Genomic DNA, 16,053 nt, shown 5'->3' on the forward strand with positions numbered 1-16,053 from the left:
AAGAGGAAGTCAAAGACCTGCTCTGCCGCGCCCGCCAGCCGGTGAGCCTCGAAACAAAGGTGGGCGATGGCGAAGACACCGAGCTGCTGGATCTGCTGGCCGGTGACGACCTGCTGCCGTCTGAGCTGGTGGACGGCGAGTGTCTCAAGGGCGACCTGCGGGCCCTGCTCGAGCAACTGCCGGACCTGCAGGGCCGCGTGTTGAAGATGCGCTTCGGCATCGACGGCGAGGAGCCGATGAGCCTCACCGGCATCGGCCGCATCCTCGGCATCAGCCGCGACCGGGTGCGCAACCTGGAGCGCGACGGCCTGGCCGGCCTGCGCCGCCTCAGCGACGCCGTCGAGGCCTACGTGGCGATCTGAATCCGCCGTTTGCGAGGCTTGAGGCCAGCACGCACCTTCACTTCCATGGTCGGCACGCCCCCGGAAGAGCCCACGATGGAGGTGGTCAGTCTCTTTCCCCGCTATCTGCTGCAGGGCCAGTTACCCCCGGCCCAGCTGGCCGATCTGCTGGCCATGGCCCGGGCGGTGCTGGCCCAGCCCGAACGCAGTCCGGATGCGTCGGTGAAGCTGGCCGGCCAGCTGTCCCAGCAGCGGGAGCTGGGGCCCGACCATCCCGCCGCCGCCGAGCTTTGCCGCTCGGTGATCCTGCCGGCCTGTGAGCGTTGGATCCGCCATGTGATCGACCAGCAGCCGCCCCAGGGCCGGGGTCCCTGGACGCCGGGCCGCTACGGCCTGCAGATGATCGACCTGTGGCTCAATGCCCAGCGCGCCGGCGATTACAACCCCACCCACACCCACGGCGGCAGCTTCTCCGGCGTGCTGTTCCTGCAGGTGCCCCCCCAGATCAATGCGGAGCGCTTCGACGGCCAGCTCTGCTTCCATGGCCCGGAGGAATGGCACATCCAGAGCTTCCGCACCGGCATGGCCCACTACGTGCTGCCGGTGCCGGGGGACTTCTATGTGTTTCCGGCCTGGCAACCCCACTCGGTGCCCCCGTTCCGCGGTGAAGGGGAGCGCTGGTCGATCGCCTTCAACGTGGTCGCCGTGCCCCAGCCGCCGCCCCGGCCTGCCGCTTCGCCCGTGGCGGTCCAGGGGGCCATCCAGGGCAATGTGTCCCTCTCCAGCACCCGGCCACGGCCGGGGGGATTTGTGTAAGCCGGAAGGTGGTGGAACCGGGCCCGGTCGAGCCCCTGCGGGACTCCCTGCTGGATTGGTGGGAGTCCAACGGCCGCCACCACATCCCCTGGAAGCTCCGCCCCGACGGATTTCGCCCCGGGCGCGGTGAGCCCCTCGATCCCTTCGGCGTCTGGGTCGCCGAGGTGATGCTGCAGCAGACCCAGCTGGCGGTGGTGCTGCCCTACTGGCACCTCTGGATGGCGGCGTTCCCCGACCTCAGAACCCTTGCCGCCGCCAGTGAGCACGACGTGCTGATGCTGTGGCAGGGCCTGGGTTACTACGCCCGCGCCCGCCGCCTGCACGCCGGGGCGCGGCAGCTCGTCGCCGCTGAGCACCTGGCCCCAGCCGCTGGCGGTGACCCCTGGCCGCGCACCCTGGAAGGCTGGATGGCCCTGCCGGGCATCGGCCGCAGCACCGCCGCCAGCATCCTCTCCTCCGCCTTTGATCTGGCCCACCCGATCCTTGATGGCAACGTCCAGCGGGTGCTGGCCAGGCTGGTCGCCCATCCGGGGCCACCGAAGCGGCAGCTGCCCCTCTTCTGGCGGCTGAGCGAAACCGTTCTCGACCCCCAACGCCCCCGCGCCTTCAACCAGGCCCTGATGGACCTGGGCGCCGGCGTCTGCACCCCCCGCCAGCCCTGCTGCGGCGCCTGTCCCTGGCACGGGCGCTGTGCTGCCTACGCTGCCGGCGATCCCGGCCGTTTCCCCGTGAAGGACACCACCACCCCCATCCCCTTCCAGGTGATCGGGGTGGGCGTGGTGCGGGACGGCCAGGGGAGGGTGCTGATCGACCAGCGGCTCCAGGAGGGCCTGTTGGGAGGTCTGTGGGAGTTTCCGGGTGGCAAGCAGGAGCCGGGTGAAGCGATCGAAGTGACGATCGAGCGGGAGCTGCGTGAGGAGCTGGCCATCGAGGTGACGGTGGAGGAGGAGCTGATCACCCTCGAGCACGCCTACAGCCACAAGCGGCTGCGCTTTGTGGTGCATCTCTGCCAATGGCTGGCGGGGGAGCCGCAGCCCCTGGCGTCCCAGCAGGTGCGCTGGGTGGCACCGGAGGAGCTCGCCAGCTACCCCTTTCCGGCCGCCAACGCCCGCATCATCGCGGCGCTGCAGGCAAGGATCGTGGCGGGGTGATGCGGGCCAATCGGCCCTCGCCATCGTCGTTGTGGCTCAAGTCCACTTCCCAGGCACCCTCCGGCCGGAAGCTGAGCCGCTCGGGCCACTCCACCGCCATCACGGCGCCGATGCGGCGGGCTTCCTCTTCCTCCTGGGCGAACAGTTCATCGGCCGCGGCGCTCTGCTCCAGCCGGTAGAGGTCCAGGTGCACGAGGGCAGAGGCGCCCGCGTCGGGTCCGGCGTCGGTGTCGTAGTGCTGGGCCAGGGCGAAGGTGGGGCTGCTGATCGGTTCGGCGATGCCCAGGGCGGCGGCCAGTCCCTGCACCAGCGACGTCTTGCCCGTGCCCAGTTCCCCCCGCAGCAGCAGCAGGGCGCCGTCACTGGCACCCGCGGTGATCAGCTGTGACGCCAGCCGCCGCCCCAGGGCGTCGGTGGCGGAGGGGTCGGCCAGATGGCACACCTCAATCGCGTCATTCGTTTCCACCCTTGTAGATTGCCTCCCAGCGAGCCCGAAGCCTCGGCGTCTCTGCAGATATTTCCATTGTTTCGTCCTCCCGTCCGGGAGCTTTTCCTTCATGGTGGCAACACCTTCCAGCCCTGAGGCTGCGTTTGCTGGCGTTCAGGCCACCAGTTCCTATGTGATCGCCGATCTCGGCCTGGCCGACTGGGGCCGCAAGGAACTGGCGATCGCCGAAACCGAGATGCCCGGCCTGATGGCCCTGCGCCAGACCTACGGCGCCGCGCAGCCCCTCAAGGGGGCCCGCATCGCCGGCAGTCTCCACATGACGATCCAGACCGCCGTTCTGATCGAGACCCTGGTGGCCCTCGGCGCCGAAGTGCGCTGGGCCTCCTGCAACATCTTCTCCACCCAGGACCACGCCGCCGCCGCCATCGCCGCCGCCGGCATCCCGGTGTTTGCCTACAAGGGCGAAACGCTTGATGAGTACTGGGCCTTCACCCACCGCATCCTCGAGTGGAGCGACGGTGGAACCCCCAACATGATCCTCGACGACGGCGGCGATGCCACCGGCCTGGTGGTGCTCGGCACCAAGGCCGAGAAGGATCTGTCGGTGCTCGACAACCCCTCCAGCGAGGAGGAAGTGGCCCTGTTCAACTCCATCCGCCAGCGGCTGGCGGTGCAGCCCGGCTTCTACTCCCGCATCTACGCCAACATCCAGGGCGTCACTGAAGAGACCACCACCGGCGTGGCCCGTCTGTACCAGATGCAGAAGAGCGGCGAACTGCCGTTCCCGGCCATCAACGTCAACGACTCGGTCACCAAGAGCAAGTTCGACAACCTCTACGGCTGCCGCGAATCTCTCGTCGACAGCGTCAAGCGCGCCACCGATGTGATGGTGGCTGGCAAGGTGGCCCTGGTGCTGGGCTACGGCGATGTGGGCAAGGGTTCGGCCCAGTCCCTGCGTGGGCTCGGCGCCACCGTGATGATCGCCGAGATCGATCCGATCTGCGCCCTGCAGGCCGCCATGGAGGGCTACCGCGTTGTGCGGCTTGAGGACGTGGTGGCCGATGTGGACATCTTCGTGACGGCGACTGGGAACTACCACGTGATCCGCCATGAGCACCTGCTCGCCATGAAGAATCAGGCGATCGTGTGCAACATCGGCCACTTCGACAACGAGATCGATGTGGCGTCCCTCAAGCAGTACACCTGGGACAACATCAAGCCCCAGGTGGATCACGTGATCCTGCCCAGCGGCAACCGGATCATCCTGCTGGCCGAAGGTCGGCTGGTGAATCTGGGCTGCGGCACCGGCCACCCCAGCTTCGTGATGAGCAACTCCTTCACCAACCAGGTGCTGGCCCAGATCGAGCTGTTCACCAAGGGCGACGCCTACGGCAAGGAGGTCTATGTGCTGCCCAAGCACCTCGATGAGATGGTGGCCCGCCTGCACCTCGAGCGGATCGGCGCCCGGCTCACCGAGCTCACCGCCGAGCAGGCGGCCTACATCGCCGTTCCCGTCGAAGGCCCCTACAAGCTCGACCACTACCGCTACTGAGCGGCAACGGCCCGGCGCTGCTGGCAGCGTCCGGGCCGTCGTGGAAGACTGGCGCCTCTGATCCGGCTGGCCCGATGGCGATCGAACTGGTCCAGAAGCTGCCCGAGATGATCGGGGCGGCCGTGGAGGCCAACCCGGCAGCGGGCTATGGCGCGATCTTCGCGGCCATGTTTCTGGAGAACCTGTTCCCCCCGATTCCCTCCGAGCTGATCATGCCGCTCGGGGGTTTTTTTGTGCATCAGGGCAAGCTCTCCCTGATTCCGGTGGTGCTGGCCGGACTGCTGGGCACGGTTCTCGGCGCCCTTCCCTGGTACGGCATCGGCCGGCTGGTGAACGAGGAGCGCATCGAGCACTGGCTGGAGCGCCACGGACGCTGGATCGGCATCAGCCCCCAGGAGCTGCGCCGTAGCCGCCGCTGGTTCAGCCGCCACGGCACGGCCCTGGTGTTCTGGGGCCGGCTGGTTCCTGGCATCCGCACTCTGATTTCCGTCCCCGCCGGCATCGAGATGATGCCGCTGACGCCCTTTCTGCTCTGGACCACCGCGGGCAGCCTGATCTGGACCCTGCTGCTGACCCTGGCGGGCCTGGCGCTGGGGGAGAGCTACACCAAGGTCGAGCTCTGGATCGAGCCCGCCGCCAGGGTGGTGAAGGTGCTGCTGGTGCTGGCCGTGCTGGCCGGGGCCGTGTGGCTGGGGCTGCGCATCTGGAGGCAGAGCCGCAACAGCCCCTGACAGTAAAAAAGGCGCCCCGAGGGGCGCCTTCTCTGGCTTCGGACGCTTGATAACCCGGCTGGGTCACTGGCACAAGCCCCCGCAGCGCCAGCTGGGTAGAAAGGCTCAGAAGGGCACTTCTTCCTCACTGGGCTCACCGCCACCGAAGCCGCCGGCGAAGCTGCCGCCGCCACCGCCGCCTTCGGCGTCCCGTTTGCTGCCGAGCAGCTCCAGCCGGTCGACCCGGATCACGGGCTTGCTGCGCTCTTCCCCACTGCCCCGGTCCGTCCAGCGGTCGAGCTTGAACGAGCCGATGATGCCGATCAGGGCCCCTTTGCGGACGTAGTCGGCGGCCACCTGGGCCTGCTTGCCCCAGATCTCCAGGTTGAACCAGTCCGGTTCGTCGTCGCGGCTGCGGCGGTTCACCGCAAGGGTGAGGTTGGCAACCATGCTGCCGGATTCGAAGTAACGGACCTCCGGGTCGCGGCCGGCCCGGCCGACGAGGGTGATGGAATTGACGCCCATGGCGTGCTCCTGGAACGAGTGGATCAATGATGGGGCACCCCGATCGGGGGCCTCTCCCTTTCCGTTCCACCCTTCGTCCCGGTTGTCACACCCACGGCGGGTTGGCCGGTCGACAGGGATCGCCCCACCTATGATTCACCGCTGCCAGAGGCCTTGCCCGTGTTTTTCCGCCGTTTCCAGTTCTCCCGCGATATCGGCATCGATCTGGGGACGGCCAACACACTGATGTACGTCTCGGGCAAGGGGATCGTGCTGCAGGAACCGTCCGTGGTGGCGATCGACCTGGAGCGGGGCACCCCCCTGGCGGTGGGGGAGGAGGCCAAGCTGATGCTGGGACGCACCCCCGGCAACATCCGGGCGATCCGGCCCCTGCGCGACGGGGTGATCGCCGACTTTGATGCCGCCGAGCAGATGATCAAGAGCTTCATCCAGAAGGGCAACGAGGGCCGGGGCGTGATCGCCCCCCGTCTGGTGATCGGCATCCCCAGCGGCGTCACCGGCGTCGAGCGCCGCGCCGTGCACCAGGCCGGCCTGGCCGGAGCCCGGCAGGTGCACCTGATCGATGAGCCGGTGGCGGCCGCCATCGGCGCCGGCCTGCCCGTGACCGATCCGGTGGGCACGATGATCGTCGACATCGGCGGCGGCACCACCGAGGTGGCCGTGCTGAGCCTGGGCGGCACGGTGCTGAGCGAGTCGGTGCGGGTGGCGGGCGATGAGCTCAGCGACGCCATCAGCGTTTACCTCAAGAAGGTGCACAACCTGGTGGTGGGCGAACGCACCGCCGAGGACATCAAGATCCGCATCGGCTCGGCGTTCCCCGACGACGCCCACGACGAGACCTCCATGGACGTGCGGGGTCTGCACCTGCTCTCCGGCCTGCCGCGCACGATCAACATCCGCGCCGGAGACATCCGTGAAGCCATGGCCGAGCCGCTCAACGTGATCGTCGAGGCGGTCAAGCGCACCCTGGAGCGCACTCCTCCCGAGCTCGCGGCCGACATCGTCGACCGGGGCATCATGCTGGCCGGCGGCGGCGCCCTGGTGCGTGGCATCTGCGACCTGATCAGCCACGAGACCGGCATCCTCACCCACGTGGCCGAAGACCCCCTGCTCTGCGTGGTCAACGGCTGCGGCATGGTGCTGGAGGATTACAGCCGGCTGGAGCGGGTGCTTGACACCCCCGAATTTCTCCGTCAGACGGCCTGATCCCCATGCCGGCATGGCGCTGGCTGCGTTTCGTCCAAGGCTCGTCCCTGCGACGGATCACCCCCTGGCTGCTGGTGCTGCTGGCCCTTGTGGCCGTGCGCCTGAGCAAGGGGGCGCTGGTCGCCGATACCTATGCCTTCCTGAGCCGACCCTTCTGGCCCGGCACGGCCCAGGCCGAATGGCTGCGGTCAGCCCGTCGGGTGGAGGACGGGGCCCGGCTGGCCCAGCTGGAGCAGGACAATCAACGCCTGCGGACCCTGCTGGAGCTGCAGAAGCAGAACCCCAACCGGGTGACGGCCCCGGTAATCTCCCGGGATGGCTCCGGTTGGTGGCGGCAACTGCTGCTCGGCCAGGGGGCCCTCAGCGGCATCCGCGCCGGCCAGGCGGTGCTCGGTCCGGGCGGCCTGGTCGGCCTGGTGGGCAGCGTCACCCCCAGCACCGCCAGCGTCACCCTGCTCACCGATCCCCGCAGCCGGGTGGGGGTGTGGGTGGGGCGCACCCAGCACCACGGCCTGCTGACCGGCATCGGCACCGGCCGTCCCCTGCTGCGCTTCCTGGAGAAAGACCCCCAGGCCCGACCCGGTGATGTGGTGGTGACATCGCCCGCCAGCACCCTGGTGCCGCCGAACCTGCCGGTGGGGGTGATCCAGACCATGGATGCCAATGCCGACCCGGCCCCGGAGGCGGTGGTGCAGCTGATCGCGCCGGTTTCGGCCCTCGACTGGGTGCAGGTGCAGGTGCGCTGATGGACCTGCTCACCCGGCAGCCCCTGCTTGCCGCCTCCGCCCTGCTGGTGCCGTTGCTCGTCCTGGCCTCGCCGGGTTGGCTCAGCCTCGACGGCGTCGGCCCCTGCTGGGCGGTGCTGTGGCTGCTGCCCTGGGCGCTGAGCGACGGTCCGTTCTCGGGGGCCTGCGCCGGCCTTGCCCTGGGGCTGCTGCTGGATGCGGTGTACCCCGGCGGCGTCACCCAGGCGCCTGCCCTGCTGCTGCTGGGCTGGTGGTGGGGGCGGATGGGACGGCGGGCTCCGCCGATCCAGCGCAGTTTCAGCCTCGGTCTGCTGGCCCTGCTGGGCACGGCCCTGCTTGGCCTCACGCTCATGCTGCAGTGGGGCGTCCACGACTGGGTGAGCACCCGGGAGGCGATCCGGCTGGCGGGACCGGAGCTGGGCCGCCGCCTGGAGGGTCAGGGGGTGAATCCTGCCCTGCTGGCCCTGCCGGGGTGGCGCTGGGATGATCTGGCAGGACCCGGCCTGCGGGTCCTGCTCTCCCAGACCCTGATCACGGCCCTGCTCGCCCCGATGCTCTGTTCCCTGCAGCTGCTGCTCTGGCGCCAGCTGGGCTCCGGCTGGCGGCGCTGAGTGATGCCCAGATCCCTGCCACGACGCCAGGCCCTGCGGCTGCTGGCCGCCCCCGTCGCCCTCGCCCTGGGCGCCGGCGCCTGCGCGCGGGGGCCCCGGCCTGAAGCGGGCAAGGTGCTGAACGTCTGGACCCTGGATCTGGCGCCCCGCTTCAACACCTACATGCGGCGGGTGATCGCGGCGTGGGAGCAGGGCCATCCCGGCGTGACGGTGCGCTGGACCGATGTGCCCTGGGGTTCGGTGGAACGCAAGCTGCTGGCGGCGGTGTTCGCCCGCACCGCCCCTGACCTGGTCAATCTCAACCCCAACTTCGCCGCCAACCTGGCCAGCAAGGGGGGATTGCGGGATCTCAACCCCCTGCTCCCCCCTGACGCCGCCGATCGCTACCTGGCCGGCATCTGGACCTCCGGCCAGCAGCAGGGCGAGCAGTTCGGCATCCCCTGGTACCTGACGGCCCGGGTGACGATCGCCAACCGCCGGCTGCTGCAGCGGGCCGGCCTCTCTGCCCCGCCCCGCCGCTGGGAGGAGGTGCCGGCCTACGCCGAAGCCGTCAGGCGCCGTACCGGCCGCTACGCCCTGTTCGTCACCGTCGTCCCCGACGACTCCGGTGAACTGATGGAGGCGCTGGTGCAGATGGGGGTGCAACTGCTCGATACCCGCCAGCGTGCGGCCTTCAACAGTCCGGCCGGTCGCCGGGCCTTCGCCTTCTGGAGCGATCTCTACCGCCGCGGGCTGCTGCCGCGGGAGGTGGTGAGCCAGGGCTACCGGCGGGCCATTGAGCTGTTCCAGGCCGGCGATCTGGCCCAGGTGGCCAGCGGCCCCGATTTCCTGCGCAACCTCCAGACCAACGCCCCCGGCATCGCCGCCACCTCCGCCCCCTTCCCGCCCCTGACCGGGGCCAGCGGTGAGGCCAATGTGGCGGTGATGAACCTGGTGGTGCCGCGCCAGAGCGCCATGGCCAAGGAGGCGGTGAGCTTCGCCCTGTTCCTGAGCGATGCGGCCAACCAGCTGGCCTTCGCCGAGGAGGCCCGGGTGCTGCCCTCCTCCCGGGGAGCGCTGGCGAGCCTGGAGCGCAGGTTGCGGGGGGCGGTCCCCAGCGATGGCCAGGAACGTCTGGTGCACAACGCCCGGCTGCTTTCGATCGAAACCCTGGCCCAGGCCCGGGTGCTGGTGCCGGCCACCCCCGGGGTGAAGCGGCTGCAGGCGATCCTCTACACCCAGCTGCAGCGGGCCATGTTGGGGCAGTTGGATAGCGACGCGGCCCTGGCCGAAGCCGCGTTGCAGTGGAACCGCTACGCCGAGGCCCGCTGGCCCTGAGGGGAGCGGCTGGTGGGTCAGGGATTCCGAAGAAATGTTGCCTTACGCCCAGAACCCCGCTGCTGGAGCCGTTTACGTGCTCACGGCTCCCAACGGCGTCGCGTTATGGTTGCGATTCTTCACCCGAGTGGACCGGAGCGATGCCCATGCCCACGGTTGCCTCCTCCTTCACCGATGGTGCTGATCTGGAGGCTTCCGCGGGAGGTGGTTCCCCCTCCCAGCCGATCGCCACCCTGCTGGTCGTCGACGACGAAGCGGCGGTGCGACGTGTCCTGCTGATGCGTCTTCAGTTGGCGGGCTACCGGGTGCTCTGTGCCGAGGACGGCGAGGAGGCCCTGGCCCTGTTCCACCAGGAGCAGCCCGACCTGGTCGTGCTCGACGTGATGCTGCCCAAGCTGGACGGCTTCGCTGTCTGCCGGCGCCTGCGGGCCGAATCCTGCGTGCCGATCATCTTCCTCTCCGCCCTGGATGCCATCGCCGAGCGGGTGGCCGGATTGGATCTCGGGGCCGACGATTACCTGCCCAAGCCCTTCAGCCCCAAGGAACTCGAAGCCCGCATCTCGACGATCCTGCGGCGCATGGGCCGCGGGGCGGCCACCAGCGAACCGCGCGAGCTGCCCACCGGCTCCGGTGTGCTGCGGGTGGGGGATCTGGTGGTCGACACCAACCGCCGTCAGGTGACCCGCGAGGGCCAGCGCATCGCCCTCACCTACACCGAATTCAGTCTGCTGGAGCTGCTGTTTCGGGAGCCGGGCCGGGTGGTGCCGCGGGCCGAGATCCTTGAGCAGCTCTGGGGCTATCCCCCCCGCCGCGCCGCCGACCTGCGCGTGGTGGACGTGTATGTGGCCCGGTTGCGCGGCAAGCTCGAACCCGATCCCCGCAACCCCGAGCTGATCCTCACGGTGCGGGGTACGGGCTACGCCTCCCAGCGGATGGGTGAAGCCACCCTGGCCGCCGCCGGCTGAGCCCACCACCTGAAGCCGACGTCGGCCGGTCCTGCAGGATGGGCTGCGACCCTTCTCCATCGCCCTGCCTGCCTTGTCGGATCTGCGTGAGACCCGTCTGGAGAAAGCCCGCACCCTGGAGTCCCTCGGTAGGGCTCCCTATGCAATCGGCTTCGCCCCCAGCCACCGCACCGCCGAGCTGCAGCAGGCCCATGCCGACCTGCCCAACGGCGAAGAGCGGGCGGTGGTGGTGGCCGTTGCCGGCCGGGTGATGACCCGCCGGGTGATGGGCAAGCTGGCCTTCTTCACCATCGCCGACGAATCCGGTCCGATCCAGCTGTTCATTGAGAAGGCCAGCCTGCTGGCGGCCCACCCGGAGGAGCCCGAAGGCTTCGCCCAGATCACTTCCCTGGTGGATGGCGGCGACTGGATCGGCGTGCACGGCAGCCTGCGCCGCACCGACCGGGGCGAGCTTTCGGTCAAGGTGACCGAGTGGGTGATGCTCACCAAGGCGCTCCAGCCGCTGCCCGACAAGTGGCACGGCCTGGCGGACGTGGAGAAGCGCTACCGCCAGCGCTACCTCGATCTGATCGTCTCGCCCCACACCCGGGAGACCTTCCGGCGCCGGGCGCGGCTGGTGAGCGCCATGCGCCGCTGGCTCGACGAGCGCGGCTTCCTCGAGATCGAGACGCCCGTCCTGCAGACCGAAGCCGGCGGTGCCGACGCCCGCCCCTTCGCCACCCACCACAACGCCCTCGACCTGCCCCTCACCCTGCGCATCGCCACCGAACTGCACCTCAAGCGGCTGGTGGTGGGGGGCTTCGAGCGGGTCTATGAGCTCGGCCGCATCTTCCGCAACGAGGGGATCAGCACCCGGCATAACCCCGAATTCACCTCGGTGGAGATCTACCAGGCCTTCGCCGATTACCACACGATGATGGACCTCACTGAGCAGCTGCTGGCCGCGGCCTGTCTGGAGGTCTGTGGGGACACCCGGATCACCTACCAGGGGGCAGAGATCGATCTCACCCCGCCCTGGCGGCGGGTCACCATGCATGAGCTGGTGGAGCAGGCGACCGGCCTGGATTTCAACACCTTCGGCGATCGTGCCCAGGCGGCAGCGGCGATGGAGGCCGCCGGCCTGGTGGCGCCCGAGGCGGCCGACAGCGTGGGCCGGCTGCTGGTGGAGGCCTTCGAGCAGGCGGTGGAGACCACGCTCGAGCAGCCCACCTTCGTGATGGATTACCCGGTGGAGAATTCGCCCCTGGCCCGGGCCCATCGCGGCAAGCCGGGGCTGGTGGAGCGCTTCGAGCTGTTCATCGTCGGTCGGGAGACGGCCAACGCCTTCAGTGAGCTGATCGACCCCCTCGATCAGCGGGCCAGGCTCGAGCAGCAGCAGTTGCGCCGCCAGGCGGGTGACCCCGAAGCCCAGACGGTGGATGAGGACTTCCTGCACGCCCTGGAGGTGGGCATGCCCCCCACCGGCGGCCTCGGCATCGGCATCGACCGCCTCGCCATGCTGCTTACCGACAGCCCCTCGATCCGTGACGTGATCGCCTTCCCCCTGCTGCGCCCGGAGGCCCGGGAAAGGGCCGGAACCGACGCAGTGGGATAATGGTCTCCAGTAGGCCTTCTCCCCCTCGGGGCTCTGGTATGAGTGGTGAGCGCGTCGGTTTTCGCTTTCAACACGCCGATGCGGTGGTGAAGCGCAATCCCCAGGGACGGTCTCGCCGTGGCTGGGTCATGGAACCGGTGGAACAGACCACCAGCCGTGGCACCAAGATGCCCGCGTATCGCATCCGCTGGCGGGACAGTGAACGCCCGGAGATCGTGCTGCAGCACATGCTGATCGCCGATCCCGATCCCACCCCACCGCCTGAAGGGGTGAGCCTGGTGCCCCCGGTCCCCAAGAAGTAGAGCGCCAACGGGCCGCCAGGGGCGACTCAGATCCAGCCCCGCCAGCGGTAGGCCAGCAGGCCCAGATGCTCCCGCATGGCGGTGGTGGTCAGCACCAGGGCCTCGGCGCTGGGCAGCAGCCCCATCACGGTGCCGGCCACGGTGGGCGTGCCGAACGATCGCCGCTCGGGCAACTGGAAGTCGCAGGCCACCGGGATGATGCGGACGTCCGGCGCCGCCCGGCGCAGGGTGGCGAGCGAGCGGGGCAGATGGGTGGCGCTGGTGACCAGCAGCAGGGAGGTCCAGCCCCGCTGCCGCGCCAGCCGCACCAGGGCGGCGCTCTCCTCTGCCGTGTTGCGCCCCTCTTCGCTGGTGACGATCCGATCGGCCGCCACCCCCAGGCTCGTGGCCAGGGCCTTGGCCAGCCGGGCTTCACCGGCGGCCGGATCGTTGGCCATGAAGGTGACCCTGCCGCCGGTCACCAGCAGCCAGGGGGCCTTGCCCTCCCGCATCAGGGCCACGGCGCGCAGCAGCCGGTCGCCGGCCTCGTTCACTTCCACCCCCTGGCGGGGCGGCAGGGCCGGCCGCAACCCTCCCCCCAGCACCAGCACCGCATCGGCCCGGGGGATCGGGGCGGGCGTCAGCCGGGCGGCCCGCTCCTCCAGCCCCCATACCAGCTGGCGGCTGAGCAGGGGCGTGGCAGCCAGCCAGAGCAGCACAATCCCCACACTGGAGAGGACAGGACCGAAGCGGCGCTGGCGGTTGAGCAGGCCCGCGATCTGGAGCAGCAGGGCCAGGCCAAGGGGGTAGAGGCCGAGCGGCAGCAGTTTCGAGAGCAGAAAACCCATGGCGTGGGGCAGCTCAGCGCTGCTGGCGCCGCTTCAGCTCCTGCAGCTCCTGCTGGGCCTCGAACCGGGCCCAGTCGGCCTCCAGATCGGGGGTGGCGGCTGGGCCGGTGCTGCGTTGGCTGGTGAGTTCGGCCAGCTCCTGCTCGACACTGGCGAAGCGCTGGCCCAGGTCGCTGAGGGCCTGCCAGCGTTGGCGCCCCTGGTCCATCAGGCCCACCACATGGGCTTCGGCGCGGCCGGCCAGCTCCCCGGCCCCGGCGGTTCGGGCCCGGCCGATCCGCCCCTGCCACTGGCGAATCTCCTCGGCCAGCTTCAGCAGCTGCTTTCGCTGCTCCTCAGCCTGCTGCCGCAGGCGCAGCCGTTCAGCCAGCAACTGTCGCTGCCGGTCGCGGGCGGCCTGGCCCCGCAGCAGCTCCTCCTGCTGGGGATTGGTGCGCAGGAAGCCTTCCAGCTGCTGATCCAGCCGCGCCTCCAGTTCCTCCAGCCAGCTGCTCATGGCAGGGGTTCGCCGGGGGCGCGGGTGATCAGGGGGGCTTCGATCTCCTCCTGCAGGGGGGTGATGGCGGCCTCGCGGGAGCGCAGCAGCAACTGGGTGAGTCGGGCGATGGCCCCTTCGCCCAGGTCCTGCTCGCCGATGCGGTCGAAGGCCTTGCGGTACAGGTCCTCAAGTTCCTCGATCAGCCCTTCGCGCACCTCGCGCATGGACTGGCGCTGCTCCTCCCTGCTCATCGATCGCTCCGCTGCTGTTCCGAGTCTGCCTGCACCAGCAGATGCAGGGCGAAATCGCCGTCAGGGTCACTCCAGCGGCCTGCCCCCCGCCAGCCAGCGCTGGCGGCCAGGGCGAGGAAGGCCTCGGGGCCGTACTTGTAGCTGTACTCCGTGATCAGCGGCTCTTCGGCCGCGAACGGCCAGCAGCGGCCCGCCAGGCGCACCTCCAGCGCCCGCTGGCTCACCAGGGCCATGGCGATGCGGCCCTGATCGGCGTCCCACCAGGCCCGGTACGCGAAGTCCGTCGCCTGGAAGTCACCGTCCAGATCGCGGTTGAGGCGGGTGAGCAGGTTGCGGGCGAAGGCCTCCGACCAGCCGGCCGCGTCGTTGTAGGCCGCCTCGAGCCGCTGCACCGCCTTGGGCTGGTCGATGCCGATCAGCAGTCGGCTTTCGGCCCCCAGCAGCCGGCGGAACTGGCGCAGCAGTGCCTGGGCGCCGGCGGGATCGAAGTTGCCGATCGAACTGCCTGGGTAGAAGCCCAGCAGCCCGTGACCCTCCAGGGCGGGGTGATCCGGCAGCTGCTCCAGGAGGCTGTAGTCGCAGCAGATGCCCAGCACCGGCAGGTCGGGGTGGCGTTGCTGCAGCGCCTGGCAGGCGGGGGCCAGGTGGTCGGCGCTGATGTCGAGGGCCACGTAGGCCGCCGGCTGCAGGGCGCTGAGCAGGGGGCTCACCTTGCGGGCGCTGCCGGCCCCGAACTCCACCACCACCCCGGGCCCGAGGGCGGCGGCCAGCTCGGCCGCCCGCGCCTCCAGCAGGGCCGTCTCGGTGCGGGTGAGGCCGTATTCCGGTTGCTCGCAGATGGCCTCGAACAGCCGCGACCCCTCGGCGTCGTACAGCAACCAGGCCGGCAGCTGCTTCGGCTGGCGGCCCATGCCCTCGATCACCAGCCGGGCCATGTCGGCCGGCTCGGGATGGAGGTCGATCAGCATGGCTCGGCAGCACCGTCACGGGCCAGGCGCAGGCCGGCGGCCATCCAGCGGCAGTGGGGCGCAAAGAAGTTGCGGTAGGTGGGGCGGGCATGGCCAGCTGGGGTGAGGAAGCTGCTGCCCCGGAGCACGAACTGGGAGGTCATGAACTTGCCGTTGTATTCCCCCACCGCACCGGTGGCGGGTTGGAAGCCGGGGTAGGGCCGGTAGGGGGTGGCGGTCCACTGCCAGAGGGCCCCGAAGGCCTGGGGCAGGGGACGGCCGCCCGGTTGGGCGGCTTCCGTCACCAGCAGCTCCCATTCGGCTTCGCTGGGCAGCCGGCCGCCGCTCCAGCGGGCGAAGGCATCGGCCTCGAACCAGCTCAGGTTCCGCACCGGCGCCTGGGGGTGGCGTGGCCGGCGGCCCGCCAGGCTGAATTCCCAGTCGCCGCGCCAGTAACGCGGGGCGCACCAGCCACGCTCCTGCACCACCGCCCAGCCCTCGCTCATCCACAGCTCCGGCCGCCGGTAGCCGTCATCGGCGATGAAGGCGGCGTAGGCCTCGTTGGTCACGAGGGTTTCGGCGAGGCTGAAGGGCTCCAGCCACTGGCGGTGGCGGGGGGCTTCGTTGTCGAAGTGGAAGCCGCCGCCTTCATGGCCGATCGCCACCAGCCCGCCGGGGTGGGAGCGCCAGCCGCCGTCGAGTCCCGGCGCCCCGGCGCCGGGGGGTTCGACGCCATAGGCGGGCTCCAGGGGGTTGCGGCTGAAGCCGTCGAGCAGATCCATCAGCAACAGCTCCTGGTGCTGCTGCTCGTGCTGCAGCCCCAGTTCCACCAGCTCCAGCAGGGGGCCGGCCGTCTCGGCGGGCTGGCGATCCAGCTCCAGCAGCAGCGTCTCCAGGCCGGCATCGACGCGCCGGCGCCAGGCGAGCACCTCGCCGATGGCCGGGCGGGTGAGCAGCCCCCGCTGGGGGCGGGGGTGGCGGCTGCCGATCGCCTCGTAATAGGAGTTGAACAGATGGCCCCAGCGGCGATCGGGCGTTTCATGGCCGCTCAGGTGGGGCTCCAGCAGGAAGGTCTCGAAGAACCAGGTGGTGTGGCCCAGGTGCCACTTGGCCGGACTGGCGTCGTCCATGCCCTGCAGGCAGAGGTCCTCCGGTTCGAGGCCGTCGATCAGGCGCTCGCTGTGCTGCCTTACCGCCTGGAGCCGTTGCAGGAGCCTGGTGCTGTCCGCCGGGGAGTGTGCCCTGGAGCCCATGGACCTGCCCTTC

19 protein-coding genes are annotated in these 16,053 nt (G+C 70.0%); 12 read left to right on the top strand and 7 right to left on the bottom strand.

From position 1 onward, the window contains the following. From KUG43_RS06465 to mutT, 3 genes are all read left to right on the top strand, one after another. The coding region (locus tag KUG43_RS06465) for a sigma factor-like helix-turn-helix DNA-binding protein (protein ID WP_286194485.1) at positions 1–362 on the top strand (362 nt) is incomplete at its 5' end. 45 nt (positions 363–407) lie between these two features. Beyond that, entirely contained in the window at positions 408–1,157 is a 750-nt protein-coding gene (locus tag KUG43_RS06470) for a putative 2OG-Fe(II) oxygenase (RefSeq protein ID WP_286194486.1), read from the top strand. Between the two features lie 11 nt (positions 1,158–1,168). Next, positions 1,169–2,308, top strand: a complete 1,140-nt coding sequence (gene mutT, locus KUG43_RS06475) for an 8-oxo-dGTP diphosphatase MutT (protein ID WP_353617956.1) — start codon at positions 1,169–1,171, stop codon at positions 2,306–2,308. Here mutT and tsaE read toward each other — a convergent pair. Further along, positions 2,271–2,774 (bottom strand): tRNA (adenosine(37)-N6)-threonylcarbamoyltransferase complex ATPase subunit type 1 TsaE, encoded by a 504-nt coding sequence (tsaE, locus tag KUG43_RS06480; protein WP_216907328.1) that lies wholly within the window; start codon positions 2,772–2,774, stop codon positions 2,271–2,273. The genes mutT and tsaE overlap by 38 nt on opposite strands. A gap of 91 nt (positions 2,775–2,865) precedes the next feature. On the opposite strand from tsaE, the gene ahcY reads away from it, so the two are divergent. After that, on the top strand, positions 2,866–4,308 hold the full coding sequence (ahcY, locus tag KUG43_RS06485) for an adenosylhomocysteinase (protein ID WP_216907330.1): 1,443 nt from the start codon (positions 2,866–2,868) through the stop codon (positions 4,306–4,308). A gap of 74 nt (positions 4,309–4,382) precedes the next feature. Next, positions 4,383–5,039, top strand: a complete 657-nt coding sequence (locus KUG43_RS06490) for a DedA family protein (protein WP_216907332.1) — start codon at positions 4,383–4,385, stop codon at positions 5,037–5,039. A 105-nt stretch (positions 5,040–5,144) separates the two neighbouring features. Here the strand turns inward: KUG43_RS06490 and KUG43_RS06495 are convergent, their stop codons facing one another. Next, complete coding sequence (locus KUG43_RS06495) at positions 5,145–5,543, bottom strand: single-stranded DNA-binding protein (protein WP_216907334.1); 399 nt, start codon at positions 5,541–5,543, stop codon at positions 5,145–5,147. Positions 5,544–5,702: 159 nt separating this feature from the next. Between KUG43_RS06495 and KUG43_RS06500 the strand changes: the two genes are divergently transcribed. The 7 genes from KUG43_RS06500 (at position 5,703) to KUG43_RS06530 (ending at position 12,284) form a co-directional block, all read left to right on the top strand. Continuing rightward, positions 5,703–6,749, top strand: a complete 1,047-nt coding sequence (locus KUG43_RS06500) for a rod shape-determining protein (protein WP_216907425.1) — start codon at positions 5,703–5,705, stop codon at positions 6,747–6,749. 5 nt (positions 6,750–6,754) lie between these two features. Then, the gene (gene mreC / locus KUG43_RS06505) at positions 6,755–7,495 is read left to right on the top strand and encodes a rod shape-determining protein MreC (protein WP_216907336.1); all 741 of its coding nucleotides are present in this window, start codon (positions 6,755–6,757) and stop codon (positions 7,493–7,495) included. Continuing rightward, entirely contained in the window at positions 7,495–8,106 is a 612-nt protein-coding gene (locus tag KUG43_RS06510) for a rod shape-determining protein MreD (RefSeq protein ID WP_216907338.1), read from the top strand. Before mreC ends, KUG43_RS06510 begins: the two co-directional genes overlap by 1 nt. Positions 8,107–8,109: 3 nt before the next feature. Then, positions 8,110–9,423 carry an ABC transporter substrate-binding protein gene (locus KUG43_RS06515; protein WP_216907340.1) on the top strand — a complete coding sequence of 438 codons (1,314 nt, stop codon included), beginning with the start codon at positions 8,110–8,112 and terminating at the stop codon, positions 9,421–9,423. A 140-nt stretch (positions 9,424–9,563) separates the two neighbouring features. Next, positions 9,564–10,388: a response regulator transcription factor RpaB gene (gene rpaB / locus KUG43_RS06520; protein ID WP_254944460.1), complete on the top strand. Its 825-nt coding sequence runs from the start codon at positions 9,564–9,566 to the stop codon at positions 10,386–10,388. 73 nt (positions 10,389–10,461) lie between these two features. After that, entirely contained in the window at positions 10,462–11,982 is a 1,521-nt protein-coding gene (lysS, locus tag KUG43_RS06525; RefSeq protein WP_216907342.1) for a lysine--tRNA ligase, read from the top strand. Positions 11,983–12,020: 38 nt separating this feature from the next. Next, entirely contained in the window at positions 12,021–12,284 is a 264-nt protein-coding gene (locus KUG43_RS06530) for a DUF8660 family protein (protein WP_015109772.1), read from the top strand. Between the two features lie 26 nt (positions 12,285–12,310). On the opposite strand, the gene KUG43_RS06535 is transcribed toward KUG43_RS06530, so the two are convergent. From KUG43_RS06535 to egtB, 5 genes are read right to left on the bottom strand one after another with little or no spacing between them, the layout of a single operon-like run. Then, the gene (locus tag KUG43_RS06535; RefSeq protein WP_216907344.1) at positions 12,311–13,111 is read right to left on the bottom strand and encodes a YdcF family protein; all 801 of its coding nucleotides are present in this window, start codon (positions 13,109–13,111) and stop codon (positions 12,311–12,313) included. 13 nt (positions 13,112–13,124) lie between these two features. Beyond that, positions 13,125–13,607, bottom strand: a complete 483-nt coding sequence (locus tag KUG43_RS06540) for a hercynine metabolism protein (RefSeq protein WP_216907352.1) — start codon at positions 13,605–13,607, stop codon at positions 13,125–13,127. Then, complete coding sequence (locus KUG43_RS06545) at positions 13,604–13,840, bottom strand: hercynine metabolism small protein (protein WP_216907353.1); 237 nt, start codon at positions 13,838–13,840, stop codon at positions 13,604–13,606. Before KUG43_RS06545 ends, KUG43_RS06540 begins: the two co-directional genes overlap by 4 nt. Continuing rightward, positions 13,837–14,808, bottom strand: a complete 972-nt coding sequence (gene egtD / locus KUG43_RS06550; RefSeq protein ID WP_216907355.1) for an L-histidine N(alpha)-methyltransferase — start codon at positions 14,806–14,808, stop codon at positions 13,837–13,839. Before egtD ends, KUG43_RS06545 begins: the two co-directional genes overlap by 4 nt. Continuing rightward, entirely contained in the window at positions 14,802–16,040 is a 1,239-nt protein-coding gene (gene egtB, locus KUG43_RS06555) for an ergothioneine biosynthesis protein EgtB (RefSeq protein ID WP_216907357.1), read from the bottom strand. Before egtB ends, egtD begins: the two co-directional genes overlap by 7 nt. Positions 16,041–16,053: the final 13 nt, after the last annotated feature.

Origin of the sequence: Synechococcus sp. CCY 0621 (assembly GCF_019038465.1) — a bacterium.
Taxonomy (GTDB): Bacteria; Cyanobacteriota; Cyanobacteriia; order PCC-6307; family Cyanobiaceae; genus Cyanobium.